This is a genomic window from Streptomyces anthophorae (genome assembly GCF_049310305.1).
Classification (GTDB): domain Bacteria; phylum Actinomycetota; class Actinomycetes; order Streptomycetales; family Streptomycetaceae; genus Streptomyces.
Window position 1 is genome coordinate 6447392 of the sequence record NZ_JBLWQQ010000001.1, and the last position, 22987, is coordinate 6470378.

Here is a 22987-nt window from a genome sequence, read left to right on the forward strand (position 1 = left end):
ACGAGGAGTGACCGACAGCCGGACTCCGTGCCGTGAGGCCGGTGCCGTACTGCAGCAGAGCTGTGACCGGCGCGGGCGTGCGCCCGGGGTCAGAAGGCGGGGCGCTCGGGGTCGAGGTGCGCGCGCCCCTCCGTCGGCGAGGACGCCTCCGCGAAATGACGCTTCGGGATGCGCCCGGCCCGGTACGCGAACCGGCCCGCCTCGACCGCGTGCCGCATGCCCTCCGCCATCAGGACCGGCTCCTGCGCGCGGGTCACCGCCGAGGCGAGCATCACACCCGCGCAGCCCAGTTCCATGGCGAGGGTCACATCGGAGGCCGTGCCCGCGCCCGCGTCCAGGATCACCGGCACGCGCGCGTGCTCGGTGATCAGCTGGAAGTTGTGCGGGTTGCGGATGCCGAGCCCGGAGCCGATGGGGGAGCCGAGCGGCATGATCGCCGCGCAGCCGACGTCCTCCAGCTTGCGGGCCAGGACCGGGTCGTCGTTCGTGTACGGCAGCACCGTGAAGCCGTCGTCCACCAGCGTCTCCGCGGCGTCGAGCAGCTCGATCGGGTCGGGCAGCAGGGTGCGCTCGTCGGCGATGACCTCCAGCTTCACCAGGTCGGTACCGAGCGCCTCGCGCGCGAGGCGGGCCGTCAGGACGGCCTCTCCCGCGGTGAAGCAGCCGGCCGTGTTCGGCAGCACCCGGATGTTCAGCTTCTCCAGGACGGAGAGCACCGAGCCGTGCACGTCCGCGTTCACGCGGCGCATCGCCACGGTGGTGAGTTCGGTTCCGGAGGCCACCAGGGAGCGCTCCAGGACGTCGAGGCTGGGCGCCCCTCCCGTGCCCATGATCAGGCGCGAGGAGTACGGGTCGCCCCCGAGGACGAAAGTGTCGTCGGCCATGGATGGTTCAGCCTCCTTGGACGGCCGTGAGGACCTCGACGCGGTCTCCTTCGGAGAGCGCCGTGGCGGGCCATTGGGTGCGGGGGACGACGGTTTCGTTGAGGGCGGCGGCGACGCCCTGGGGCGCCGTGGTGAGCGTGGTGACCAGGAGGTCGAGCGTGGTGCCCGCGGTCACCGTGCGCGGCTCGCCGTTGACGTGGACGTTCATGCGGGCTGCTCCACGAGGGCTGTGCCGAAGCGTTTCGGCGTGAACGGGCGGGCCTCTTCCGGCAGTTCACCGGTGGTCAGGGCGTGCGCCATGGTGTCGCCGGTGATCGGCGTCAGGAGCACGCCGTTGCGGTAGTGGCCCGTCGCCAGGAGGAGGCCCGGCAGGGCGGTCGGGCCCAGGAGCGGAGCGTTGTCGGGGGAGCCGGGGCGCAGGCCCGCGCGGGTCTCGGTGAGCGGGAGTTCGGTGATGCCGGGGACGAGTTCGTGGGCGTCCCGCAGGAGTTCGTAGACGCCGCCCGCGGTGACCGTGGTGTCCCAGCCGAGCTCCTCGCTGGTCGCGCCCACCACGAGCTCGCCGTTGACGCGCGGCACCATGTAGAGATTGCCGCCGCGCACGACCGCCCGGACGGTGCGGCTGAGGAAGGGCGCGTACCGCTTCGGCACCGTCAGGCGCAGCACCTGGCCCTTGACGGGGCGCACCGGCGGGAGCACCGCGTCGGGGACGCCCGCGAGCTGTCCGCCGCGGCTGCCCGCGGCCAGCACGACCTGGTCCGCGGAGAGTTCGGTGCCGTCGGCGAGGACCGCGCCGCTCGCCCGGTCGCGGACGACACGGAGCCTCTCGGCCCACGACCGGTGGAAGGTCACGCCGGCGCGCTCGCAGGCCGTCACGAGGGCGCTCGCGAGCCTTCTCGGGTCGATCTGGTGGTCCCCGTCGACCCGCAGTCCGCCGCGCACGCCCGGCGCGAGCATCGGTTCGAGGCGGCGGCAGTCGCGGCCCGAGAGCCACTCGGACTCCAGCCCCGACTTCGTCTGGAGCGCGTGCAGTTCGCGCAGGTGGGCGCGGTCGTCCGCGTCGAGCGCGACCGCGAGCGTGCCGCAGGCGCGGTAGCCGAGGTCCTGCCCGGTGGCCTCGGACAGCTCGGCCGCGAAGTCCGGGTAGCGGCGCGCGGACTCCAGGTTCAGGCCGAGCAACGTCTGCTCGCCGTGGTGCAGTTCGGTGACGGCGGCCAGCATTCCGGCCGCCACCTGGGCGGCACCGCCGCCGGGTTCGGGGTCCGCGACCGCGACGGAAAGGCCGCGCTGCGCGGCCCGCCAGGCGGTGACCAGACCGATGATGCCGCCACCGACGACGAGGACGTCGCGGGTGCGCGAACGGTCGCAGGTGTGCGAATGAACGGATGGCGTCGACGACATGGGCGTCAAGCCCCTCCCTTCGCCGGTATGACCCGGATCAGGTTCGTACGGTCGAAGGCCGCTCCAGCCTCCCTCTCAGCCCGCTGCGTACGGGCTCCCGCGAGTGCTCTACGTTGGCCACCCTAGCCGTTCCCCGCGACCCCCAGTAAGGGAGCCTCGAACCAGTGACCCGATCCCTCGACGGTCTCGTGATGTCCCCCGTCGCCGACCAGGCGCCCGGTCAGGTGGGCACCCGTACCCGCTTCACGTACCGGGAGCGGGACGGCCGGGTCTCGGCCGACTACGCAGGCGGCGATGTCGTCGAGGGGCACCTCGTGGGGACGCGCTCCGGCGACCGGCTCGACTTCCGCTACGTCCAGCTGAAGACCGACGGGACCACCTCCTCCGGGCACTGCGTCTCGACCGTGTCCGAGCTGCCGGACGGCCGGGTGCGCCTCGACGAGACCTGGGAGTGGGAGTCGCAGGAGGGCAGCGGCACCAGCGTGGTCGAGGAGCTCCCGGGCCGGGCGTGAACCCCGGAGCGCCGCCCCGACCTTGATCGCTAAACCGCCGGGACATGTGCAGGACGTCACGGCGCGGGAGTGGCCCGCACCGCTGACCGGGGCAAGATCAGGTGCCTAAGGTTGATCCCGTGAGTGAGCAGCGGAGCGGGAGCGGAGCGCCTTCGGGGCAGCGGAACGTCGTCATCGTGGGCGCGGGCATGGCCGGTGTGCAGACCGCCGTGGCGCTGCGCGAACAGGGCTTCACCGGCGCGGTCACGCTGCTCGGCGCCGAACCCCACCAGCCGTACGACCGGCCACCGCTGTCCAAGGCGGTGCTGCTCGGCAAGGCCGAGGGCTCGGCCTTCGACGTGGACTTCGAGGCGCTCGGCGTCTCCCTGGAGCTGGGCCGCGAGGTGACCGGGCTGCGGCCCGGCGACCATGAGCTGGACACGGCCGATGGGCCCGTCCCGTACGACGTGCTGGTCGTCGCGACCGGTGCCGAACCCGTCCAGCTGCCCGGCACGCACTCCGCCCCCGGCGTGCATCTGCTGCGCACGCTCGACGACGCCGAGCGGCTGCGGCCCGTCCTCGCCGAGCAGCACGACGTGGTGGTCGTGGGCGCCGGCTGGATCGGCGCCGAGTTCGCCACCGCGGCCCGTGAGGCCGGCTGCCGGGTCACGGTGGTGGAGGCCGCCGAGCGGCCGCTGGCCGGGGCGCTGCCCGCCGAGATCGCCGCCCCCATGGCGGCCTGGTACGCCGACGCCGGAGCCCAGCTGCGCACCCACGCGCGCGTGGAGCGCATCGAGCCGGGCGTCGTGGTCCTCGACGACGGCACGCGGCTGCCCGCCGGAGCCGTCGTCGTCGGCATCGGCGCCCGCCCCGCCACCCGCTGGCTGGCCGGCTCCGGGATCGAACTCGGCGCCCACCGCGAGGTCCTCGCGGACGAGCGGCTGCGCACCTCCGTGCCCGACGTGTACGCGGTGGGGGACTGCTCCTCGTTCCCCTCGGGGCGCTACGGGGAGCGCCTGATGGTCCACCACTGGGACAACGCGCTCCAGGGCCCGCGCACGGTGGCGGCGAACATCGTCGGCCAGACCCCGGCCGTGTACGACCCGGTGCCCTATTTCTGGTCCGAGCAGTTCGGCCGGTTCGTGCAGTACGCGGGGCACCACGAGGGCGCCGACGCGACGGTGTGGCGCGGCGACCCCGCCGGTGCCGCCTGGTCGGTGTGCTGGCTGCGCGACGGCGCCCTGGTGGCGGTGCTCGCCGTCGGCAAGCCGCGCGACCTGGCCCAGGGGCGCAAGCTCATCCTGTCGGGGGCCCCGCTCGACCCGGAGCTCCTCGCGGACCCGGCCCGTCCGCTGAAGTCCGCGGTGGCGTGAGTCCATCGCCCTGTCGGCCCTCCAAAGCGTGACAGAGAGGGTGAAACGGGAGGAGTCGTGGCCCATCCGCACCGGCCCGGCTTCCGAGTGTCAGTCCGGGATGGCAGGCTTGTCCTGTGACCGAGATTGACGCAAAGATCGATGCTCTCGTCCCTGCCTGGCTCACCCTCCCCGACATCGCGGAACAGCTCGATGTCGAGGTGACGCGTGTGCGGCAGCTGGTCAAGGAAGGCCAGCTGATCTCCGTGCGCCGCGGTGAGAACAGGGCACTGCACGTGCCCGCCGCCTTCATCGACGGCGACAAGATCGTCAAGGGGCTCGTCGGCCTCCTGACGGTCCTGAGGGACGACGGCTTCAGCGACGAAGAGATGCTGGAGTGGCTCTTCACCCCCGACCCGAGCCTGCCGGGCACGCCCGCGCAGGCCTTGAGCGAGAATCGCGGCACGGAGGTGAAGCGCCGCGCCCAGGCGCTCGCCGTCTGACCTGACAACCGTCCGGCGTGCGCACCGCGACCCTCGTGGTGCGCACGCCACCGACACCGCACGACCCACGGGGGGACTTCCATGGCGGACTCCAAGCGCGCCCTGCTCGCTGACGCACGGCTCTATCTGTGCACCGACGCGCGCAGGCACCAGGGCGATCTGCCGGAGTTCCTCGACGCCGTGCTGGCCGCAGGCGTCGACATCGTGCAGTTGCGCGACAAGGGCATGGAGGCGGGCGAGGAGCTGGAGCACCTCGCGGTGTTCGCCGACGCGGCCCGCCGCCACGGGAAGCTCTTCGCGGTGAACGACCGCGCGGACGTCGCCCACGCGATCCGCTCGGACGTGCTGCACCTGGGCCAGGGCGACCTGCCGGTCCCCGCCGCCCGCGCGGTGCTCGGCGAGGACGTGCTCATCGGCCGCTCCACGCACGCCGAGGACGAGGCCGCCGCGGCCGCAGTCCAGGAGGGCGTGGACTACTTCTGCACGGGCCCCTGCTGGCCGACCCCGACCAAGCCCGGGCGGTACGCGCCGGGCCTCGACCTGGTGCGGTACACGGCGGGCCTGGACACGGACCGCCCCTGGTTCGCCATCGGCGGCATCGACCTCGCGAATCTGGACGAGGTCCTGGAGGCCGGCGCCCGCAGGGCCGTCGTCGTCCGGGCCATCACGGAGGCCGACGATCCGGCCGCGGCGGCGGCCGAGTTCGCGAAGCGCCTGCGTGCGGTCTGACGTGCGCGGACCCGTCCGTGAACCCGGGGGAAACCGCCGGTGACGGCCGTTCTGCCGGCCTGTCCGCAAGGTGGACGGGGATTAGGGGCTTTGGATATCGGTCAGTAACCTGCCCGTATGGCCCTAGGTACCGCTTCCACCAGGACTGATCGCGCCCGCACCGTGCGTGACATGCTCGCGCCCGGCAAGACGGCTTTCTCGTTCGAGTTCTCCGCGCCGAAGACCCCGAAGGGCGAGCGCAGCCTGTGGAACGCCCTGCGCAGGGTCGAGGCGGTCTCGCCCGACTTCGTCTCCGTGACGTACGGCGCGGGCGGCTCCACGCGCGCCGGCACCGTCAAGGAGACCCAGCAGATCGTCGCCGACACGACGCTGACGCCGGTGGCCCACATCACCGCCGTCGAACATTCGGTCGCCGAGCTGCGCAACATCATCGGCCAGTACGCCGACGCCGGGATCCGGAACATGCTCGCGGTGCGCGGTGACCCGCCGGGTGACCCCATGGGCGACTGGATCTCGCACCCCGAAGGCCTCACGTACGCGGCCGAACTCGTTGAATTGATCAAGGAGTCCGGCGACTTCTGCGTCGGTGTCGCGGCATTCCCCGCGATGCACCCGCGCTCCGCGGACTGGGACTCCGACGTGCGGCACTTCGTCGACAAGTGCCGCGCGGGCGCCGATTACGCGATCACGCAGATGTTCTTCTACCCGGAGGAGTACCTGCGGCTGCGGGACAAGGTCGCCGCGGCCGGCTGCGAGACGCCGATCATCCCGGAATGCATGCCGGTGACGAGCGTGCGCATGCTCGAACGCCTGCCCAAGTTGAGCAACGCGGACTTCCCCCCGGAGTTGAAAGAGCGAATCCTCACAGCAAAAGACGATCCCGCCGCTGTACGCTCCATTGGCATCGAGTTCGCTACGGAGTTTTGCGCCAAGCTGCTTGACGAGGGAGTGCCGGGTCTGCACTTCATTACGCTCAACAACTCCACGGCAACGTTGGAGATCTACGAGAACCTGGGCCTGCACCAAGAGCGGGGCTGATTCCGCCGTACCCACATGGGCTACGGCCGTACGAGAGGGGCGTACATGGGCTGGGCGGTCCTCTATGTCGCGTTCGGACTGGTGGCACTGTGGCTCCTCGGTGAGGTCCTGCTGCAGTACAAGGCAAGGCTGCGCTGGCGGCTGCTCGCCTTCGGCGGCTTCCTCGGGGTCGTGATCGGCGTCCTGATTCCTTCGGTGCTCGTCATCGGGGCCGGGGCCATCGCGTTCGCGATCGGGCAGACATACGTGACGCTGTCGTTCCGCCGCGGGTTCGCCGCGGGCTGGTCGCTCAAGGGCGTGCCGGGTGTCCCGGGCATGGACCGGGGGCGCCGCTCCGAGGAGGAGCTGCACCAGGAACCGACGCTCCAGGTGTCCGACCTGGAGTACGAGCCGGCGCGGCAGGAGTACGCGCCGGTCCCGGAGTCGGCGGCCGAGAGCACGGCGGTGTACGCCCCCGAGCCGATGCCGGACGACACCAGCCAGTACGGCGTCTACCAGGACACGGCGTACGCCCAGACCGCCCAGGCGGCGCACGGGACGCAGGCCTACGGCTACGACGCCGGGACCTACGGCTACGACCAGCAGAGCTACGGCTACGACCCGGCTCAGCAGCCGTACGCCGCCCCGTACTCGGACCCGTACATCGGGGCGCAGAGCTACCCGGAGCAGCCCCAGTACGGCGACCCGTACGCCACCGGGCAGGCCTATGTCGACCCGTACGCGACGGCCGCGGGCTACGGCGGGGAGACGCCTCCCGGCGGTGTCTGGGTGCCGCAGCAGCGCAACGGCGATGAGCAGCAGCAGAACTACGGCGGTGAACTGCCGCCCGAGCAGCAGTACCCGGCGGCGTACCCGCAGCACGACCCGAACACCGGGTACGACAACAACGGGTACAACGAGCAGCAGTACAGGTACTGAGTCCCTTCCGGGGGTCGCCGAGGTCGCGGCCCCCGGTTCACTGCGAGCCGCGGAAGTCCGGCCCCTCCACGATCAGGCCCGCCACCAGCGCGCCCGACATGCCCGCGTGCGGCAGTCCGCCGCCGGGGTGGGACCAGCCGCCCACGGTCGTCAGACCAGGCAGCGCCGTCGTGTTCGGCGCGTGCAGCAGCTCGCCGCGCGCCGCCGCGAGCGCGGGTCCCGGCACGGCGCCGCCCTCGGCCCCGGTGGCCTCGGCGATGTCCTGAGGCGTGCGGACCTCGTGCCACAGCAGCCGCTCGCGCAGCTCCGGTACCGCCCGCTCGGCCGCCGTGAGGACCCGCTCCACATCGGCCTCGGCCACGCGCGCGTGGGCCGGAACGGTCACCGTGAGGGTGATCGCCTCGTGCCCGGCGTCGGGCACCCCGGCAGGGTCCCCGGTGCGCAGCACCGCAACCGTCGGTCTCCGGGGCGGCGCGCCGCCTTCGAAGAGCCATGCCAACTCGGCGTCCCGGTCGGACGCGTGCACGACCGTGCGGTGCGGGGTGCCTTCCGGCCGGGCCCCGCGCAGCGCGAGATGCACGGTCAGCCGGCTCGGCCACGACGACTCGCGCTGGGCCGGCCCCTCGGCGCGCACGGGCCGCCCGGGGAGCAGCCCGCCCAGGACGCCCGGAGCGACGCCCGCCACCACGAACTCGGCGTCCTCCACCGTGCCGTCGGCCAGCTCCACACCGGCCGCGCGGCCGTCCTTCTCCACGATCCGGGTGACGGCCGAACCGAATCTGAACTCGACCTTCCGCTTCACGCAGCGCGCGTGCACGGCGTCCGCGAGCGCCCGCATCCCGCCGGTCACCGCCCACGTCCCGAAGGTCTGCTCCATGTACGGGAGCACGGCCGCGCTCGCCGGTGCCGTACGGGGATCGAGCCCGGACGCCAGAGCGTACTGCTCGAGGAGCGCCACCAGGCGTGGCTCCCCGCCCAGTTCGAGCGCGCCGATCTCGGCGAGCGTCGCCGCCGCGCGGGCCTTGCGCAGGACCCGCTTGTGCACGACCGCGGGGTAGGGCTCGCGGTCGGCCAGCACCTGCCAGTTCGGCCACAGCGGCTCTTCGAGCAGCGGGCGCCGCGAGCGGTCCCAGGCCTCCCGCGCGCGGCCCATGAACGCCGACCAGCGCCCGCCCGCACCGGAGCCGACCGCCGCGTCCAGCGCCTCGGCGACGCCCCCTCGCCGCGCGTTCGGCAGGTCCGCGGTCGTGCCGTCCGCGAAGACGTGCCGCACTGCGGGCTCGATCTGGGTGAGGCCGACGAGGTCCTCCAGCGGCTCCTTGCCGGTCTTGATGAACAAGTCCCGGGGGACCGCGGGCAGATGGAGCAGCCCCGGGCCCGTGTCGAACGCGAAGCCGTCGCGCTCGATCAGGCCCAGCGAGCCGCCGTATGTCGACGCGCGCTCGAAGACCACCGGTCGGTGGCCCGCGACGGCCAGCCGAGCGGCGGCCGCCATGGCGCCCATCCCCGCGCCGATCACCGCAATTCGTGCCATGCCAGGGACTTTATCCGCCGCCACCGACAACGCCGCCGTCAGGTCGTACCCGGTTCAGGGGGCCGCTGAGTGCTGGCACGGAGTTCCCCTGGGCCTGAGCACGCACGCCTGAGTATCCGTACCTAGTCGGGGAGATGAGTAGGGATGCGGATGGGGGCCGACCTGCGCAGACGGGAGAGTGGTGGGCACGGAGAGAGGCACGGGAACGGCACCGCCGACACGGGGCGGCGGAACGGATCGAGTGCCTCTTGCCGCTCCTCTCGCCCGCAAGGGCGGGAGTGAGGACGGGGGACCCTGGGGGAGACCGAACGGGGGTCCAACGGGGGAGGAACGGGGGATCCACGGGGGAAACGGGGGATCCACGGGGGATGCGCCGGTCCGGTGAGGCCTGAGAACGACCACAGGCCCTGCCGGACCGGCGCTTCATTTGTGCCGGGCCCCTGCCCGGTCACCGTGCCTCAGGCCTTGCCCGTCAGCGGCTGCCCGCCGCCCACGCGCCCCTGGAGCAGCAGCGAGAGCGCCCCGTGCACATCGTCGAGCGAACGCTCGGGCTGGAACGCCTGCCAGTCAAGTGCGGCCACGAGGACCATCCCCACGAGTGCCGCCGCCGTGAGCGGAACGTCGATCTCCTCGCTCAGCTCGCCGCCGTCCACCGCGGCCCGCAGGACACCCTCGACCACGGCCACCGCCTCCTGGCGGACCACGGCGAGCGTGGACTGCCAGGCACGGTTGGTGCGCCACAGCTCGGCGACGTAGAGCTGGGTGAAGGCCGGGTACTCGTCGATGAACACGAGACCCGCCCGGATCATCGCGTCCAGGGCGTCGACCTTGCTGCCGCCGTTCTCGTCCGCCTTCCGTGCCGCCTCCCGGAGGGAGGCGGTGAGGAGCCCGACGCCGTGCCGCAGCAGCTCCTCGAAGAGGACCGACTTGCTGGCGAAGTTGTAGTAGACCGTGCCCTTCGCGACCCCGGCCCGCTCGGCGATCTCGTCGACCGTCGTGGCCGAGAAGCCCTGCTCCGCGATGAGCGTGACCGCGGCTTCGTAGAGCTTCTGCCGCGTGGCCTGACGCCGTGTGCTGCTTTCCATGCCGCTGATTCTCACAGGAGCGGCGGTGGGCGCGCTCACAGACTCAGCTCCGGGTGCAGCCGGTCGAGCGTCCAGACCTGCTTGCGCCGGGCCGTCCACGCGGTGAGGGCGAGGGCGCCCGCCGTGAACGCCGTGAGCACCACGCACGCCTGCCACACGGGTCCGAGATCACCGCCGGAGATCAGTCGCCGCAGGGCCTCCACGACGTAGCTCATCGGCAGGAACGGGTGCAGCGCGTTGAAGAAGCCGGGGCTCGTCTGCACGGGATACGTGCCGCCCGCCGACGTCAGCTGGAGCATCAGGAAGGCGAGCACGAGGATGCGGCCCGCCGCCCCGAAGCGCGCGTTCAGCCACTGCACGATCGCCGCGAAGCACGCCGTGACGAGCCCCAGGAAGCCGACCGTGCCCGCCGCGTGCAGCATCTCCAGGCCGAGCGCCCAGTGCAGTACGGACATCAGGGCCGCCACCTGGAGGCAGCCGAGCGCGGCCACGGGCAGCCAGCCCGCGAACGCCACCCGCCAGGACGAGGCGCCGGCCGCGAGGGCGCGCCGGTTCATCGGCTGGATCAGCATGTAGGCGACCATCGCGCCCACCCACAGGGAGAGCGGGATGAAGTACGGGGCGAAGCCCGTCCCGTAGTTGGGCGCCTTGTGCAGCGACTGGGAGGCCAGCTTGACGGGGTCGGACATCACCCCGGTGCGCTGATCGCGGTCCTTCTTGTCGTAGTCGGGGATCTTCTGCACGCCGTCGTGCAGTCCTCCGGCCAGTTCGCCCGAGCCGTCGGCCAGCTGGAACATGCCGCCGTTCAGGTCGTCCGCACCGGTGTTCAACCTGCCGACCCCGGCGTCGAGTTCCGCCGAACCGGTGTGTGCCGTGCCGAGCCCGGTGTGCAGCTTCTTGGCGCCCGCGGCGACCTGTCCCGCCCCGTCGTTGAGCTTGTTGATCTGGGCGACCGCGTTCTCGACGTCCTGGTCGAGCGTCGGGGCGTGCGCGGCCAGGTTCTCGGACTGCTTCTGGAGCATCGCCAAGTGGCTGTCCATCTGGGCGAGGTTGCCGTGCTCGTCCTGGATGAGCGTGTTCAGGTCGTCGGAGATCGTGGCGACGTCGTTCGCCGCCGTCTTCGCCTTCTTCAGATCCGGGCAGGCCGGGTCGTCGATGACCGACTTCTCGCAGCGCCTTTCGTAGACGGCGTCCAGGGCGTCGGAGCCCGCGTGCGCGCCCGTGCGCGCGGTGGGGGCGATCTTCACCAGGGTGTCCAGGTTGTGCCGCACGCCCTGCGCGGAGTCGGCGACCAGGCGAGCCGTGTCGGCGATCGCCTTCTTGTTGCCCTTCAGGAAGGGGCGCACCTGGTCGGCGGCGCCGTTCACCTTGTCGGCGAGCTGCTGCGTGCCGTCGGAGACCTGTCGGGAGCCCGACTCCAGGTCACCGGCTCCGGTGGTGAGCTTGGTCAGGCCGCTCTCCAGGTCGCCGCTGCCCTTCTTGGCGTCCTTCAGGCCGTCGGCCAGGTCCTTCGAGCCCTTCTTGGCCTTGCCGATGCCGCCTTCGAGCTGGTCAGCGCCCTTGGCCGCCTTCTTCGTCGCGTCATGGATGTCCGAGAAGGACACGAAGATCTTGTCGAGGAACGAGCGCGAGGCGTTGGTGGAGGCCGCGGAGCGCACCTCGGAGAAGACCGTCCGGGAGATCTGGCCGACGATGTAGTTGTTCGCGTCGTTCGTGCGCACCTGAAGGGCGCCGGTCTCCGGCGAGTCGCCCGAACTCGACGCGATGCGCTTGCTGAAGTCCTCCGGCATGGTCAGCGACAGGTAGTACGTGCCGTCCTCCACGCCCTTCTTCGCCTGCGCGGAGCTGACCTCGTGCCACTGGAAGGTGTCGCTGTCGTACAGGCCCTTGGTGATGTCGTCGCCCGCGCTGATCTTCTGGCCCGCGGCCGACGCCCCCTTGTCGTCGTTGACGAGCGCGACCGGGATCTTGTCGAGCTTCCCGTACGGGTCCCAGAACGACCACAGGTACAGCGCCCCGTAGAGCAGGGGCAGCAGCAGGAGCGCGACGAGTGCGGCCCGCGGCAGCTTTCCCCTGCCGAAGCGCCTGAGTTCAAGCGCGGCGAGCTTCGGCGAGCGCATCGGCCGTCTCCTTCGCGGTCTCGTCCGCGGATTCGTCCGCGGTGTCGTTCGTGGTGTCGTTCGTGGTGTTCACCGGGGCGGTCGACACGACGACCGCCCCCGCGGGGGCCTCGCTGCACACGGCGACGACCGTCGTGCCCGCGTCGGCCACGGACCGCAACTGGGCCCAGATCTCGGCCCGTTCGGCGTCCGCGAGCTTCAGGTCGGTGTCGTCGACGCCGATCAGGCGCGGGCGGCCGATGAGCGCCAGCGCCAGGGACAGGCGCAGCGCTTCGAGTCGCTCCAGGTCGCGCACGGAGGTGCGGGAGCCCTTCGGCAGGGTCTCGGTGTCGAGCCCCGCGGCGGCGAGCGCGGCGTCGATGCGCAGGCTCGCCTCGGCCCGCCGCTCGGCGGGCGTGCGCAGCAGCCCGCGGAGCGTGCCGTCGAACCTCCGCTGCAACAGCGCCTGTTCCCGCAGGTGCTCCGCCACGGTCAGGGCGGGGTCCAGCTCCGTCACGCCCGGCACGTGGGCGAGCGCGCTCATCCTGCGTACGGCGGTCAGCTGCTTCGGCAGCCGCATACCGCCGACCCGCGCCGTGCCCTCGCTCGGCTTCATCCGGCCGGTCAGCGCGAGCAGCAGGCAGGTGCGGCCGCTGCCGGAGGGGCCCTCGACGGCGACGAGCGAGCCCGCCGCCGCGTCGACGTCGATGCCGCGGAAGGCCCAGCCCCGCGGTCCCTTGAGGCCGAACCCCGTGGCGGCCACCGAGGCTCCTGCCGCCGCCCCGTGCTCGTCGGCGCTGGCTGCGTCGGCTGGGTTGTCCGGGCTCGTCGCCCCGCTCGCCGGGCCGTCCATGGGTCCCCCCTGGGCACTTCTTTGAACTGACTGGTCAGTGCAAAAGTTAGCCCGAACTTCCGATCGAAGCAAAATGCCTGGTCAGGGCTGATTGTCAGTGGCGTACCCCACGATGGGCACATACGGCCACAGTGCCGTCACACAGACGACAGGAGGTTCGTCATGGCTGGACACAAGGCACCCACCACAGCTGCCACCCGCCGCGGCGCCACCGGCCCTGCCCCTTCACCCACCGGACCGGCGAGCGACATCCACCCGGTGCTCCGCCGGGCCGGCGCCCCGCCCGCCGCCCTCGACCTGCTCGCCCAGGCCCGCGCGGGACTCGACGAGGCGTCCGTGCTCGAGACGGCCAACGAGCGGTACGCCACGGCCCATCTCGCCGCGCTGCGCACCGCCGCCGCCGTGCTCGCGGCCCGCGGCAGGCCCGAGTCCACGCCGCGGCGGCGCGCCAGGATACGCAGCGCGTGGGAGGTGCTCCCCGAGATAGCACCCGAACTGGCGGAGTGGAGCGCCCTCTTCGCCTCCGGCGCCACCAAGCGGGCCCGCGCGGAGGCGGGCATCCGCGACGCGGCCACCGCCCGCGACGCCGACGACCTGCTGCGTGACGTGGCGATGTTCCTGCGCCTCGTCGAGCGCGCGCTCGTGCTCCAGCCGGTGCTGCCCCAGCCCCGGCAGGAGGGGGACGAGCGCGCGAGCCGGAGGAAGGTGCAGGACGCCGGATAGCGCGCGGGGCCGTGCGCACGGATGGCGTGGGCGCAGGGCGGCGCCCATTAGGGTGGAGGCGCCCGAACCAGTACATGCTCCGCCGCCGGTCGGAGCCGCCCCGAGGAGTCACCTGCCGTGTCGGATCACCGCCCTCGAACCACGTCGCCGCGCTCCGACTCCTCGCGACCCCGCGCCTCCCTCCGTACCGCCGTGGTCTGGGACGTCCTCAAGGACGCCCTCGACCGGCGGGCCAAGTCGGCCGGGACCGAGATCCTCGACGTCCTCGACACCGGGGGCGGCAGCGGCAACTTCGCGGTGCCGGTCGCCCAGCTGGGCCACCGCGTCACCGTCGTCGACCCGAGTCCGAACGCGCTGTTCGCCCTGGAGCGCAGGGCGGCGGAGGCCGGCGTCGAGGACCGGGTGCGCGGCGTCCAGGGCGATGTCTCGGGCCTGTTCGACGTCGTCGACCGCGACGGCTACGACGCGGTCCTGTGCCACGGCGTTCTCGAGTACGTGGAGGAGCCCGCGGAGGGCGTGCGCAACGCCGTGGGCGCGCTGCGCTCCGGCGGCGTGCTCAGCCTGCTCGCCGCGGGCCTCGGCGGCGCCGTCATCGCGCGGGCCCTCGCCGGGCACTTCAAGGAGGCCAGGCAGGCGCTCGACGACCCGGCGGGCCGCTGGGGCGAGGGCGACCCGGTGCCGCGCCGCTTCACGGCCGAGCAGCTCACCGAGCTCCTCGGCGGGGCCGGAGTGGACGTCGGCGCGGTGCACGGTGTGCGGGTCTTCGCGGACCTCGTCCCCGGCGTCCTCGTGGACACCGAACCGAGCGCGCAGCAGGAGCTGCTGAAGCTCGAGGCCGCCGCCGCCGAGCTGCCCGCCTTCCATGCAGTGGCCACGCAGCTGCACGTGCTCGGTGAGAAGCGAGTGGCCGAAGAGGGCTGATCGGCCCGGCCGGTGGCCGGGAGCCGCCGCTGATCAGCGGCGCAGCGATCGATGGAGTACGCCACAGGCCCCCCGATCGGAGGCTCGGCGCCGTATGATCTGAGGAGACCGCTCGGCATGACGGGTCGGCCGATGGGGCATGTCGCCCTGTGAGCCGGGGCGCCGTGTCGCGGTCGGCAATGGCGAATGTTGGCGTAGAGGGGCGGGTTTCACGGGGGCGATTCCCTGCCTATCCTGAAGGGGACCCCCGGTCGCCCCGGCGACTGCACGATGAGGAGGACTCCGTGCCGCTCTCGGAGCACGAGCAGCGCATGCTCGAGCAGATGGAGCGAGCGCTGTACGCCGAAGATCCCAAGTTCGCGACAGCGCTTGAGGGAAGCGGGCTGCGTACATACACCCGACGTCGGGTCTACCAGGCAGTCGTGGGCTTCCTGGTGGGTATCGCGCTCCTCATGGCAGGAATGGTCGCGCAGCAGATCTGGATCAGCGTGGTGGGGTTCCTCGTCATGCTGGGATGTGCGGTGCTCGCCGTCACCGGCTGGCGCAAGGCCCCCAAGCCGGGGGAGCAGCCGGCGGCCGGAGCAGCGGGAGCTGTGCCGGGCGCGGGCGCGCCACCGGCCCGCCGACAGGGCAAGCAGAAGCGCTCCATGATGGACCGCATCGAGCAGCGCTGGCAGCGCCGCAGGGACGAGCAGGGCGGCCGCTGAGCAGCAGGCGGTGAGCCGCCGGCCCCAGCAGGACCTGCGCCCACATCAGGACATGCACAAAGGGTGACCGCATCGCGCGGTCACCCTTTCTGCGTAGCCGGCCGGTTCAGCCTTCCTGGCGGGTCGGCCGCGTCGGCCGGGTGAACCGGCCGCGCACGCTGAGCGTGAACGCCTCCCAGCGCCGCGCCGCCGCCCACACCACCCGGACGGCCGAGCGCGGCGCGAACGTCGCACGGAGCCTTGTCGACCGGCTCGACTTCGCGTGCAGATCGTCGTGCAGGCGGCGTACGTCCTCGCCCAGACCCGACGTGGGCCGGGGCCGCGGCGCGTACAGGACCTGCTCCACCGCAGCGGCCACCCGGTGCACGCCGTCGGCCGCCTCGGGCTCGAGTTCGCCGATCCGGACGATGCGGGCGGCCGCCGTCCGCGGGGTCAGCGAGTCGTCGGGACCGATGCCGTGGTCCCACGCGGTGTCCGTGACCTCGCGCCAGGCGGCCAAGGTGCGACCGGCGGCACCGGCGTCCGTGCGGCCCGCGGGGCCGAGCCGCACGGCCCGGACCCGCCTGCGCCACAGCATCGGCAGCAGCGGCACCCCGACGACCAGCAGGGCGGTCAGGGACACCGCGGCGATCGTGCCGACCGGCGGTCCGTCGTCCGGCGAGCCGCCCACGACCGCGGGCGCGGTGTTGCCGCAGCTTCCCTCCTTGCGCTGGGCCAACGAGCAGCTCTCGGACGTCGAGGGCTCCGGGGCCGAGGGCGCGGTGGAGGCGGACTCGCTGGGCGCCGCCGGGTTGCTGGAGCTGCCCTCGGGGTTGTCCGCCACCGTGTAGTCAGGGGCCGTGCCCCGGTTCGGCGTGGGCTCGAAGCGGGTCCAGCCGATGCCCTCGAAGTACAGCTCGGGCCAGGCGTGCGCGTCGCGCAGGCCCACCGAGTACTTCCCCTCGCCCGCGGGCACGCCCGGCGTGAAACCGACCGCGACGCGGGCCGGGATGCCCAGCGTGCGCGCCATGGCGGCCATCGAGAAGGAGAAGTGGACGCAGAAGCCCTCCTTCTGCTTCAGGAACCGGGCTATCGCGGCGGAACCGCTGCCGGCCCGCACCTCCGTGTTGTACGTGAAGCCGCCGTTGACCGCGAAGTAGTCCTGCAACTTCACCGCGCGCTCGTAGTTGTTCGAGGCGCCCTCGGTGACCTTGAGCGCGGTCGCGCGCACCACGTCGGGCAGCGAGTCGGGCACCTTGGTGAACTCGCGGACCATGCCGCCCGGGGGCGTGCCCGCGTCGGCGAGCTGCTGCGGTGTCGGCCGCACGATCAGGCTGTCGACGGTGTACGTCTTCCCGCGCGTGGTCTGGCCGTGGTCGCCCACCAGGGTCCGGCCGACCCGCTCGAAGCGCCAGCGCCCGTCGATCCCCACCTGCGTCGCCGGATAGGGCATCGGCAGCCAGTCCTGTGCGTACCAGTCGGCCGCCGAGATCGTGGTCCGCACCTCGGTCCTGCGCACGTCGGCGCCCAGGCCCGGCGGGTCCGGCAGGGTGGACGGCACGTCGTCGATGCTGCGCACCGAGGGGCGCCAGGTCGTGCCGTCGAACTCGTCGAGCGCGACGATCCGCAGATACATGTCGGACGTCTGGTCCGCGTTCGTCCGGTACGTCATCACCTCCCGGTCCTCCGGCTGGTTCAGGCTGTTCTGGAGCGAGACCAGCGGGTTGACCGCGGAGATCGTGCCGCCGCCCCCCGCGCCGCCGCGCACCCCGCTGCCGGAGGGGCCGAGGAGCCCGCCGTCCAGGGCGGGCAGGGCGAGCGGCACCACCAGGGCGAGCCCCAGGGCGACGGCGCCGATGCGGCGGCCGGTACGGACCGGGGCGAGGACGCCGCGCGCGCCGTCCTGCACGGGCGTGGACGCGCCGGGTGCCCGCCCGGCGCCGCCGAACACCCGGCCCCACTGGGCGAGCCGGTCCCGCCCCTCGGCGAGCAGCAGCAGAAGATAGCCGCCGGCCGCGAGCAGGAACCACAGCCAGTCGGTGCCGCCCTCGGAGAGACCCGCGGCGACCGAGTACAGGGCGAGCAGCGGCAGCCCGGCCGGGGCCGCGCTGCGGAACGTCACCGCGAGGGCGTCCACGAAGAGCCCGATCACCAGTGCGCCGCCCACCAGCATCAGCCGGATGCCGTCGGTCAGCGGCGCCGGTATCGCGTACCGGCCCACGTCCTCGCCGCCCGTCCGGAGCAGCACCCCGAAGTGCTGGAAGGCATCGGGGCCCGGCAGGACCGCGCCGATCGCCTGCTCGCGGGCGAAGAGGACGGTGAGCAGCAGCAGCGAGACCAGGGCCTGCGCCGCGACCGTCAGCGGGCGGGCGAGCGGCACCCTGCGGGTGAGCGCGCCGACCGCGGCCTGGATCACCAGGAGGATCGCGGTCTGGATCAGCCAGGTGGACCGGTCGACCAGCGGGAGCAGCGCGCACGAGGCCAGGAACGTGGCCAGCGTGGCGCAGATCGACAGGCGGGCGCCGCCGCTCATGACCAACCCCCCGGTGTGTTCGGTGCGTCCGGCGGGCCGGTCGGCGCGGAGAGCCCCGTGCGCTCCCGGTCCGCCTGCCGCCAGAGCTCTTCGAGGGACGCGCCGTGCGGCACGGCCACCGCGGTCCAGCCGGCTTCCTGGAGCATCCGCAGCCGCTCGGTGCAGCGCTCCGAGACCGGCGCCCCGGGGCCCCGGGTCCAGGAGCCGCTGTCCAGGAGGAAGGCGAGCGCGCCACCGCTGCGGCGGCGCATCTTGGCGGCGACGGAGGCCTGCTCCTCGTCCAGGTCGCCGAAGAAGGCGATCAGAAGCCCTTCGTTGCCGCCGCGCAGGACGTCGTACGCGGCGGAGAGCGTGCCGCTGTCGGAGTGGTCGACGACGGCGAGCGTGTCCATCATCAGGCCCGCCGCGTCGGCCGACTCCTGGCTGGCGCCCGCGAAGCCGTCGGTGCCCTCGCCCGGCACCGCGTTTCCCGTGTCCGTCAACAGCCGCACGGAGAAGCCGCGTTCGAGCATGTGCACCAGGGCGGAGGCCGTGCCGGAGACCGCCCACTCGAAGGCCGAGTCGGGTCCGGCGCCCTGGAAGGCGGGCGCCCGGGTGTCCAGCAGCACGGTGCAGCGGGCCCGCTGCGGCTGCTCCTCGCGGCGCACCATCAGCTCGCCGTAGCGCGCGGTGGAGCGCCAGTGCACGCGCCGCAGGTCGTCCCCGTACCGGTAGCCGCGCGGGATCACGTCGTCCTCGCCTGCAAGGGCGAGCGAGCGCAGCCGCCCGTCCCCGTACCCCTTCGCCTCACCGGTGAGCCGCACCGGCGGCAGCGCCGTGACGCGCGGGATCACCGTCAGGCTGTCGTACGTCGAGAAGGACCGGGTCAGTTCGCACATGCCGAAGGGGTCCGTGAGGCGCAGTTGCAGCGGGCCGAGCGGGTAGCGGCCGCGCAGGTCCGAGCGGACCCGGTAGGACACCTCGCGGCGGCCGCCCGCCTCGACCCGGTCGAGGACGAACCGGGGCCGCGGCCCGAGCACGTACGGCACCCGGTCCTGGAGCATCAGCAGGCCGGTCGGCAGCCGGGAGATGTTGTCCATGCGCAGATGCACGCGCGCCTCGGAACCCGCGGGTACGCGCGCGGGGGAGAGGCGGCGGCTGCCCGCGACCCGGTAGCGGGTGCGGTACAGGACGCCCGCGCACACCAGCGGAAGGACCGCGAGCAGCAGGCCGACCCGGAGCAGATCGCTCTGCCCCAGGACGTACGCGCAGATGCCCGCGGCGATGCCGGCGGCCAGGAACGAGCGGCCGCGCGTGGTGAGTCCGGCGAGGGCGGTGCGCACACCGCTCCTGTCGCCGACGTTCTTGCCCGCACCGTCGTCCGTGAATCCGCCCCCCGGATCCGGCGCGTAGGGCCCGACGCGTCCCCCCGTCGTCATCACAGCCTCCGCGGACCGGGCGGCTGCTGGCCGTACAGCGGGGGCGTCGTCGAGTCGTAGGTCTGTACGGCGCGGGGTTCGGAGGCCGGGACCGGGGTGCGTTGCAGGATGTCGAGGACGACCTGCTCGGCGGTGCGCCGGTTCAACTGGGCCTGCGCGGTGGGCAGCAGACGGTGCGCCAGGACCGCCACGGCCAGCGTCTGCACGTCGTCGGGCAGCGCGTAGTCACGGCCGCCGAGGGCCGCGGCCGCCTTGGCCGCGCGCAACAGGTGCAGCGTCGCGCGCGGGGACGCGCCGAGTCTGAGGTCGGGGTGGCTGCGCGTGGCGGCGACCAGGTCCACCGCGTAGCGCCGTACGGCGTCGGCGACATGGACCGTGCGCACCGCGTCGATGAGCTTCACGATCTCGTGCGCGTGCGCCACCGGCTGGAGGTCGTCCAGCGGGTTCACGCCGCCGTGCACGTCCAGCATCTGAAGTTCGGCCTCCGGGCTCGGATAGCCGATGGAGACGCGGGCCATGAAGCGGTCGCGCTGGGCCTCGGGCAGCGGGTAGGTGCCCTCCATCTCGACCGGGTTCTGGGTGGCCACCACCATGAAAGGGCTGGGCAGTTCGTACGTCTGGCCGTCGATGGTGACCTGGCGCTCCTCCAGGGACTCCAGGAGCGCGGACTGCGTCTTCGGGGACGCGCGGTTGATCTCGTCCCCGATCACGATCTGCGCGAAGATCGCACCCGGCTTGAACTCGAAGTCCCGGCGCTGCTGGTCCCAGATGGACACCCCGGTGATGTCCGAGGGCAGCAGGTCGGGCGTGAACTGGATGCGGCGCACCGAGCAGTCGATGGACCGCGCGAGCGCCTTCGCCAGCATCGTCTTGCCGACGCCCGGAACGTCCTCGATGAGCAGGTGCCCCTCGGCGAGCAGCACGGTCAGCGAGAGCCTTACGACCTCCGGCTTGCCCTCGATCACACCCTCCACCGACCCGCGCACGCGCTCCGCGGTGGTGGTCAGATCAGTAAGGCTCGCTCGATCGTCATAGGTCGTCACCCGGCCCTCCTCGGCCCGTACTTTCCGGGCCGACGCGCTACGACACGAACCGGCCCACCCCGATACACGGACAGCGCGCACGAGTTGTTCGCCGCTCGTGCGGATGTCACACACGCATTCTTGTTGGCGTTACCGGTTCGTGTCACTCGCCTGTGGACAACTGGCCGCGATATGTCAGGGCTTGGACCCTTTTGAAGGGAAGGCCGACCGCGATCGGAGGGAGGTCAGGCCGGCTCGATCTCCCGCAGCAGGCCCGTCTTCACGTCGAAGACAAAGCCGCGCACGTCGTCGGTGTGCAGCAGGAAGGGGGAGGTGCGCACCTTCTGGATGGACTGGCGCACGTCCTGGTTGACATTGCGGAAGCCCTCGACCGCCCAGGTGGGACGCTGTCCGACCTCCATCTCCAGGTCGGTCCTGAAGTCCTCGGTCAGGCCTTCGAGGCCGCAGTTGCTGTGGTGGATGAGGACCACGCTGCGGGTGCCGAGCGCGCGCTGGCTGACGGTGAGGGAGCGGATCACGTCGTCGGTGACGACGCCGCCCGCGTTGCGGATCGTGTGGCAGTCGCCGAGTTCGAGGCCGAGGGCGGCGTGCAGGTCGAGACGGGCGTCCATACAGGCGACCACGGCGACCCGCAGCACGGGGCGGGCGTCCATGCCGGGGTCGGTGAACGCGGCGGCGTACCGCCCGTTCGCGTCGACGAGGCGGTCGGTCACGCTGCCGTCGGCGGGTATGGCGCCTTCGGAGGGGGCTCCAGAGGGGAGGTGAGCAGAAGTCGTCATGACTATGACGGTAGCCGTCACGCCTGGTCCGGGCCCGCTGTGAGAGGGGACAAAGAACATCATCGCGCCTTGTTGTGAGCGACCCCACAGGGAGGGCGCGGCCTCGGCCGCTCGGGTGAATTCGCCCGTTTCGCGGCACCGGGACACGACGGCCGCGACGCGCAGCGCGCTTGGTCGACCGGTTGATTGACCGGGCGGCACCGTGGACTAAAGTGACGCCGACCCCAGATAACCACGCAACGATGCAACACGGAGATCCCGGCACTGCCCTCCCGGCAGCTGACGGAACGCTCCCCGCGTGCGCGGCGCGTACGTACGGCTCGGCCTCCTCCCGCTCCGGTCGGCCGGCGTCACTTCCCCGGCGCCGACGGACCACTTCCCCTTCACGAGCGGGCGGGGACCCGGCAGTGCGTACGTCCCCACGCCGGACTTGAGAGGGACCCTTGAGCCAGCGACACGTTCCGGTCATGCTCCAGCGCTGCTTGGACGTGTTGGCTCCGGCGCTCGCCCAGCCGGGCGCGGTCGTCGTCGACTGCACGCTCGGCCTCGGCGGGCACAGCGAGGCACTGCTCTCCACGTTCCCCTCGTGCCGCCTCGTCGCGCTCGACCGCGACAAGGAGGCGCTGCGGCTGTCGGGCGAGCGGCTCGCGCCCTTCGGTGACCGGGCCACCCTCGTGCACGCCGTCTACGACGAACTGCCCGAGGTCCTCGACCGGTTGGACATCCCGAAGGTGCAGGGCGTCCTGTTCGACCTCGGCGTCTCCTCCATGCAGCTCGACGAGGCCGACCGCGGTTTCGCGTACGCGCAGGACGCGCCGCTCGACATGCGCATGGACCAGACGACCGGCATGAGCGCCGCCGAGGTGCTCAACACGTACCCGCCGGGCGAACTGGTGCGGATCCTGCGCCAGTACGGCGAGGAGAAGCAGGCCAAGCGCATTGTTTCGGCCATCGTGCGGGAGCGCGAGAAGGAGCCGTTCAGCAACAGCGCCCGGCTCGTCGAGCTGATCCGCGACTCCCTGCCGCAGGCCGCCAAGCGCACCGGCGGCAACCCGGCCAAGCGCACCTTCCAGGCCCTGCGCATCGAGGTCAACGGTGAGCTGAGCGTGCTTGAGCGGGCGATCCCGGGCGCCGTGAAGTCGCTCGCGGTCGGCGGCCGGATCGCCGTCCTGTCGTACCACTCGCTGGAAGACCGCCTGGTCAAGCAGGTGTTCGCGGCCGGAGCCAGCAATACGGCGCCGCCCGGGCTGCCCGTCGTGCCCGAGCAGTTCCAGCCCCGGCTGAAGCTGCTCACTCGCGGCGCCGAACTCCCCACGGAGGAGGAGGTCGCGGAGAACCGCAGGGCCGCTCCGGCTCGGCTGCGGGGTGCGCAGCGCATCCGCGAGGATGTCGAGGGGTGACGGTCGAGTGACGTACGCGCGCGTGGAGGGGTGGTCATGAGCGCCAGCAGTGGCTCGAAAGGTTCGCTGCGCGACAGGGCCGCCCGCCTTGCGCGGCTGCTCCCGATCGGCCAGTCCGGCGGCACGCAGGCCGCGCGCACCCCGTTCGTCCTTCTCGTCGTGCTGCTCCTCGGCGGCGGTCTGATCACGCTCCTGATGCTGAACTCCTCGCTCAACGAGGGCTCGTTCCAGCTCACCAAGCTCAAGAAGCAGACCACCGAGCTCACCGACGACGAGCAGGAACTCCAGCGCGACGTCGACTCCTACTCGGCGCCCGACGCCCTCCTGCAACGCGCCCGCCGGCTCGGCATGGTGCCCGGCGGGGACCCGGCGTTCCTGGAGCCGGACGGCACCGTCAAGGGCATGCCGAGCCCGGCCGCCGGGCCGCCCGCCCCGCCCCGGCCCGAGCCGGCGAAGGCCCCGGCCGCCGCGAGCACGAGCGCCTCGCCCTCCGCGAGCCCGTCTCCTTCGGCCAGCGCCTCCCCCTCCGTCAAACCTTCCGAGCCGGCGAGTCCGAACTCCTCGGTCGAACCCTCCCCTTCGAGCACCGGCAGGTGA

The 22987-nt window shown here is 72.4% G+C and carries 22 protein-coding genes and 1 riboswitch; of the genes, 11 read left to right on the forward strand and 11 right to left on the reverse strand.

What is annotated here, in order from left to right:
- Nucleotides 1–89 precede the first annotated feature (89 nt).
- From ACNYS0_RS29240 to thiO, 3 genes are all read right to left on the reverse strand, one after another.
- Nucleotides 90–884 carry a thiazole synthase gene (locus ACNYS0_RS29240; RefSeq protein ID WP_422477642.1) on the reverse strand — a complete coding sequence of 265 codons (795 nt, stop codon included), beginning with the start codon at nucleotides 882–884 and terminating at the stop codon, nucleotides 90–92.
- Nucleotides 885–891: 7 nt separating this feature from the next.
- On the reverse strand, nucleotides 892–1092 hold the full coding sequence (gene thiS / locus ACNYS0_RS29245) for a sulfur carrier protein ThiS (RefSeq protein WP_399234639.1): 201 nt from the start codon (nucleotides 1090–1092) through the stop codon (nucleotides 892–894).
- Entirely contained in the window at nucleotides 1089–2285 is a 1197-nt protein-coding gene (thiO, locus tag ACNYS0_RS29250; protein WP_422477644.1) for a glycine oxidase ThiO, read from the reverse strand. Before thiO ends, thiS begins: the two co-directional genes overlap by 4 nt.
- Nucleotides 2283–2396: riboswitch (TPP riboswitch) on the reverse strand. (Overlaps the previous gene by 3 nt.)
- A 53-nt stretch (nucleotides 2397–2449) precedes the next feature.
- Here thiO and ACNYS0_RS29255 point away from each other — a divergent pair.
- From ACNYS0_RS29255 to ACNYS0_RS29280, 6 genes are all read left to right on the forward strand, one after another.
- A complete protein-coding gene (locus ACNYS0_RS29255) occupies nucleotides 2450–2797 on the forward strand; it encodes an avidin-fold protein (protein ID WP_422477646.1) in 348 nt (115 codons plus the stop codon).
- Nucleotides 2798–2916: 119 nt separating this feature from the next.
- Nucleotides 2917–4149 carry an NAD(P)/FAD-dependent oxidoreductase gene (locus ACNYS0_RS29260; protein WP_422477648.1) on the forward strand — a complete coding sequence of 411 codons (1233 nt, stop codon included), beginning with the start codon at nucleotides 2917–2919 and terminating at the stop codon, nucleotides 4147–4149.
- A gap of 116 nt (nucleotides 4150–4265) precedes the next feature.
- A complete protein-coding gene (locus tag ACNYS0_RS29265; protein ID WP_422477650.1) occupies nucleotides 4266–4631 on the forward strand; it encodes an Rv2175c family DNA-binding protein in 366 nt (121 codons plus the stop codon).
- A gap of 81 nt (nucleotides 4632–4712) precedes the next feature.
- Nucleotides 4713–5360 carry a thiamine phosphate synthase gene (gene thiE, locus ACNYS0_RS29270; RefSeq protein WP_422477652.1) on the forward strand — a complete coding sequence of 216 codons (648 nt, stop codon included), beginning with the start codon at nucleotides 4713–4715 and terminating at the stop codon, nucleotides 5358–5360.
- A 117-nt stretch (nucleotides 5361–5477) separates the two neighbouring features.
- Nucleotides 5478–6398 carry a methylenetetrahydrofolate reductase [NAD(P)H] gene (metF, locus tag ACNYS0_RS29275; RefSeq protein ID WP_422477654.1) on the forward strand — a complete coding sequence of 307 codons (921 nt, stop codon included), beginning with the start codon at nucleotides 5478–5480 and terminating at the stop codon, nucleotides 6396–6398.
- A 45-nt stretch (nucleotides 6399–6443) separates the two neighbouring features.
- On the forward strand, nucleotides 6444–7316 hold the full coding sequence (locus ACNYS0_RS29280) for a hypothetical protein (protein WP_422477656.1): 873 nt from the start codon (nucleotides 6444–6446) through the stop codon (nucleotides 7314–7316).
- A 37-nt stretch (nucleotides 7317–7353) separates the two neighbouring features.
- Here ACNYS0_RS29280 and ACNYS0_RS29285 read toward each other — a convergent pair whose 3' ends face one another.
- From ACNYS0_RS29285 to ACNYS0_RS29300, 4 genes are all read right to left on the reverse strand, one after another.
- Entirely contained in the window at nucleotides 7354–8850 is a 1497-nt protein-coding gene (locus ACNYS0_RS29285) for a phytoene desaturase family protein (protein WP_422477658.1), read from the reverse strand.
- Between the two features lie 458 nt (nucleotides 8851–9308).
- A complete protein-coding gene (locus tag ACNYS0_RS29290; RefSeq protein WP_399234650.1) occupies nucleotides 9309–9935 on the reverse strand; it encodes a TetR/AcrR family transcriptional regulator in 627 nt (208 codons plus the stop codon).
- A gap of 35 nt (nucleotides 9936–9970) precedes the next feature.
- Nucleotides 9971–12055 (reverse strand): YhgE/Pip family protein, encoded by a 2085-nt coding sequence (locus ACNYS0_RS29295; RefSeq protein WP_422477660.1) that lies wholly within the window; start codon nucleotides 12053–12055, stop codon nucleotides 9971–9973.
- Nucleotides 12027–12887 (reverse strand): ATP-binding cassette domain-containing protein, encoded by an 861-nt coding sequence (locus tag ACNYS0_RS29300; RefSeq protein ID WP_422477662.1) that lies wholly within the window; start codon nucleotides 12885–12887, stop codon nucleotides 12027–12029. Before ACNYS0_RS29300 ends, ACNYS0_RS29295 begins: the two co-directional genes overlap by 29 nt.
- Before the next feature lie 162 nt (nucleotides 12888–13049).
- Between ACNYS0_RS29300 and ACNYS0_RS29305 the strand changes: the two genes are divergently transcribed.
- From ACNYS0_RS29305 to ACNYS0_RS29315, 3 genes are all read left to right on the forward strand, one after another.
- On the forward strand, nucleotides 13050–13610 hold the full coding sequence (locus tag ACNYS0_RS29305) for an SAV_6107 family HEPN domain-containing protein (protein WP_422477664.1): 561 nt from the start codon (nucleotides 13050–13052) through the stop codon (nucleotides 13608–13610).
- Between the two features lie 117 nt (nucleotides 13611–13727).
- Nucleotides 13728–14531, forward strand: a complete 804-nt coding sequence (locus tag ACNYS0_RS29310) for a class I SAM-dependent methyltransferase (RefSeq protein WP_422477666.1) — start codon at nucleotides 13728–13730, stop codon at nucleotides 14529–14531.
- Nucleotides 14532–14815: 284 nt separating this feature from the next.
- The gene (locus tag ACNYS0_RS29315; protein WP_399234661.1) at nucleotides 14816–15238 is read left to right on the forward strand and encodes a DUF3040 domain-containing protein; all 423 of its coding nucleotides are present in this window, start codon (nucleotides 14816–14818) and stop codon (nucleotides 15236–15238) included.
- 106 nt (nucleotides 15239–15344) lie between these two features.
- Here ACNYS0_RS29315 and ACNYS0_RS29320 read toward each other — a convergent pair whose 3' ends face one another.
- From ACNYS0_RS29320 to ACNYS0_RS29335, 4 genes are all read right to left on the reverse strand, one after another.
- Entirely contained in the window at nucleotides 15345–17750 is a 2406-nt protein-coding gene (locus tag ACNYS0_RS29320; protein WP_422477669.1) for a transglutaminase TgpA family protein, read from the reverse strand.
- Nucleotides 17747–19168: a DUF58 domain-containing protein gene (locus ACNYS0_RS29325; protein WP_422477671.1), complete on the reverse strand. Its 1422-nt coding sequence runs from the start codon at nucleotides 19166–19168 to the stop codon at nucleotides 17747–17749. Before ACNYS0_RS29325 ends, ACNYS0_RS29320 begins: the two co-directional genes overlap by 4 nt.
- On the reverse strand, nucleotides 19168–20211 hold the full coding sequence (locus ACNYS0_RS29330; protein WP_422477673.1) for an AAA family ATPase: 1044 nt from the start codon (nucleotides 20209–20211) through the stop codon (nucleotides 19168–19170). The genes ACNYS0_RS29325 and ACNYS0_RS29330 overlap by 1 nt, the downstream gene beginning before the upstream one ends.
- 224 nt (nucleotides 20212–20435) lie before the next feature.
- Complete coding sequence (locus tag ACNYS0_RS29335; protein WP_422477675.1) at nucleotides 20436–21053, reverse strand: beta-class carbonic anhydrase; 618 nt, start codon at nucleotides 21051–21053, stop codon at nucleotides 20436–20438.
- Between the two features lie 380 nt (nucleotides 21054–21433).
- On the opposite strand from ACNYS0_RS29335, the gene rsmH reads away from it, so the two are divergent.
- Entirely contained in the window at nucleotides 21434–22390 is a 957-nt protein-coding gene (gene rsmH, locus ACNYS0_RS29340) for a 16S rRNA (cytosine(1402)-N(4))-methyltransferase RsmH (RefSeq protein WP_385769891.1), read from the forward strand.
- A gap of 36 nt (nucleotides 22391–22426) precedes the next feature.
- Nucleotides 22427–22987, forward strand: coding sequence for a cell division protein FtsL (gene ftsL / locus ACNYS0_RS29345; RefSeq protein ID WP_422477677.1), 561 nt, complete (start codon nucleotides 22427–22429; stop codon nucleotides 22985–22987).

Bases quoted from the DNA above. Each gene is read 5' to 3' on its own strand.
- ACNYS0_RS29240 (WP_422477642.1), bottom strand. From the start codon at position 884: ATGGCCGACGACACTTTCGTCCTCGGGGGCGACCCGTACTCCTCGCGC.
- thiS (WP_399234639.1), bottom strand. From the start codon at position 1,092: ATGAACGTCCACGTCAACGGCGAGCCGCGCACGGTGACCGCGGGCACC.
- thiO (WP_422477644.1), bottom strand. From the start codon at position 2,285: ATGTCGTCGACGCCATCCGTTCATTCGCACACCTGCGACCGTTCGCGC.
- thiE (WP_422477652.1), top strand. From the start codon at position 4,713: ATGGCGGACTCCAAGCGCGCCCTGCTCGCTGACGCACGGCTCTATCTG.
- metF (WP_422477654.1), top strand. From the start codon at position 5,478: ATGGCCCTAGGTACCGCTTCCACCAGGACTGATCGCGCCCGCACCGTG.
- ACNYS0_RS29280 (WP_422477656.1), top strand. From the start codon at position 6,444: ATGGGCTGGGCGGTCCTCTATGTCGCGTTCGGACTGGTGGCACTGTGG.
- ACNYS0_RS29285 (WP_422477658.1), bottom strand. From the start codon at position 8,850: ATGGCACGAATTGCGGTGATCGGCGCGGGGATGGGCGCCATGGCGGCC.
- ACNYS0_RS29290 (WP_399234650.1), bottom strand. From the start codon at position 9,935: ATGGAAAGCAGCACACGGCGTCAGGCCACGCGGCAGAAGCTCTACGAA.
- ACNYS0_RS29295 (WP_422477660.1), bottom strand. From the start codon at position 12,055: ATGCGCTCGCCGAAGCTCGCCGCGCTTGAACTCAGGCGCTTCGGCAGG.
- ACNYS0_RS29300 (WP_422477662.1), bottom strand. From the start codon at position 12,887: ATGGACGGCCCGGCGAGCGGGGCGACGAGCCCGGACAACCCAGCCGAC.
- ACNYS0_RS29305 (WP_422477664.1), top strand. From the start codon at position 13,050: ATGGCTGGACACAAGGCACCCACCACAGCTGCCACCCGCCGCGGCGCC.
- ACNYS0_RS29320 (WP_422477669.1), bottom strand. From the start codon at position 17,750: ATGAGCGGCGGCGCCCGCCTGTCGATCTGCGCCACGCTGGCCACGTTC.
- ACNYS0_RS29325 (WP_422477671.1), bottom strand. From the start codon at position 19,168: ATGACGACGGGGGGACGCGTCGGGCCCTACGCGCCGGATCCGGGGGGC.
- ACNYS0_RS29335 (WP_422477675.1), bottom strand. From the start codon at position 21,053: ATGATGTTCTTTGTCCCCTCTCACAGCGGGCCCGGACCAGGCGTGACG.
- ftsL (WP_422477677.1), top strand. From the start codon at position 22,427: ATGAGCGCCAGCAGTGGCTCGAAAGGTTCGCTGCGCGACAGGGCCGCC.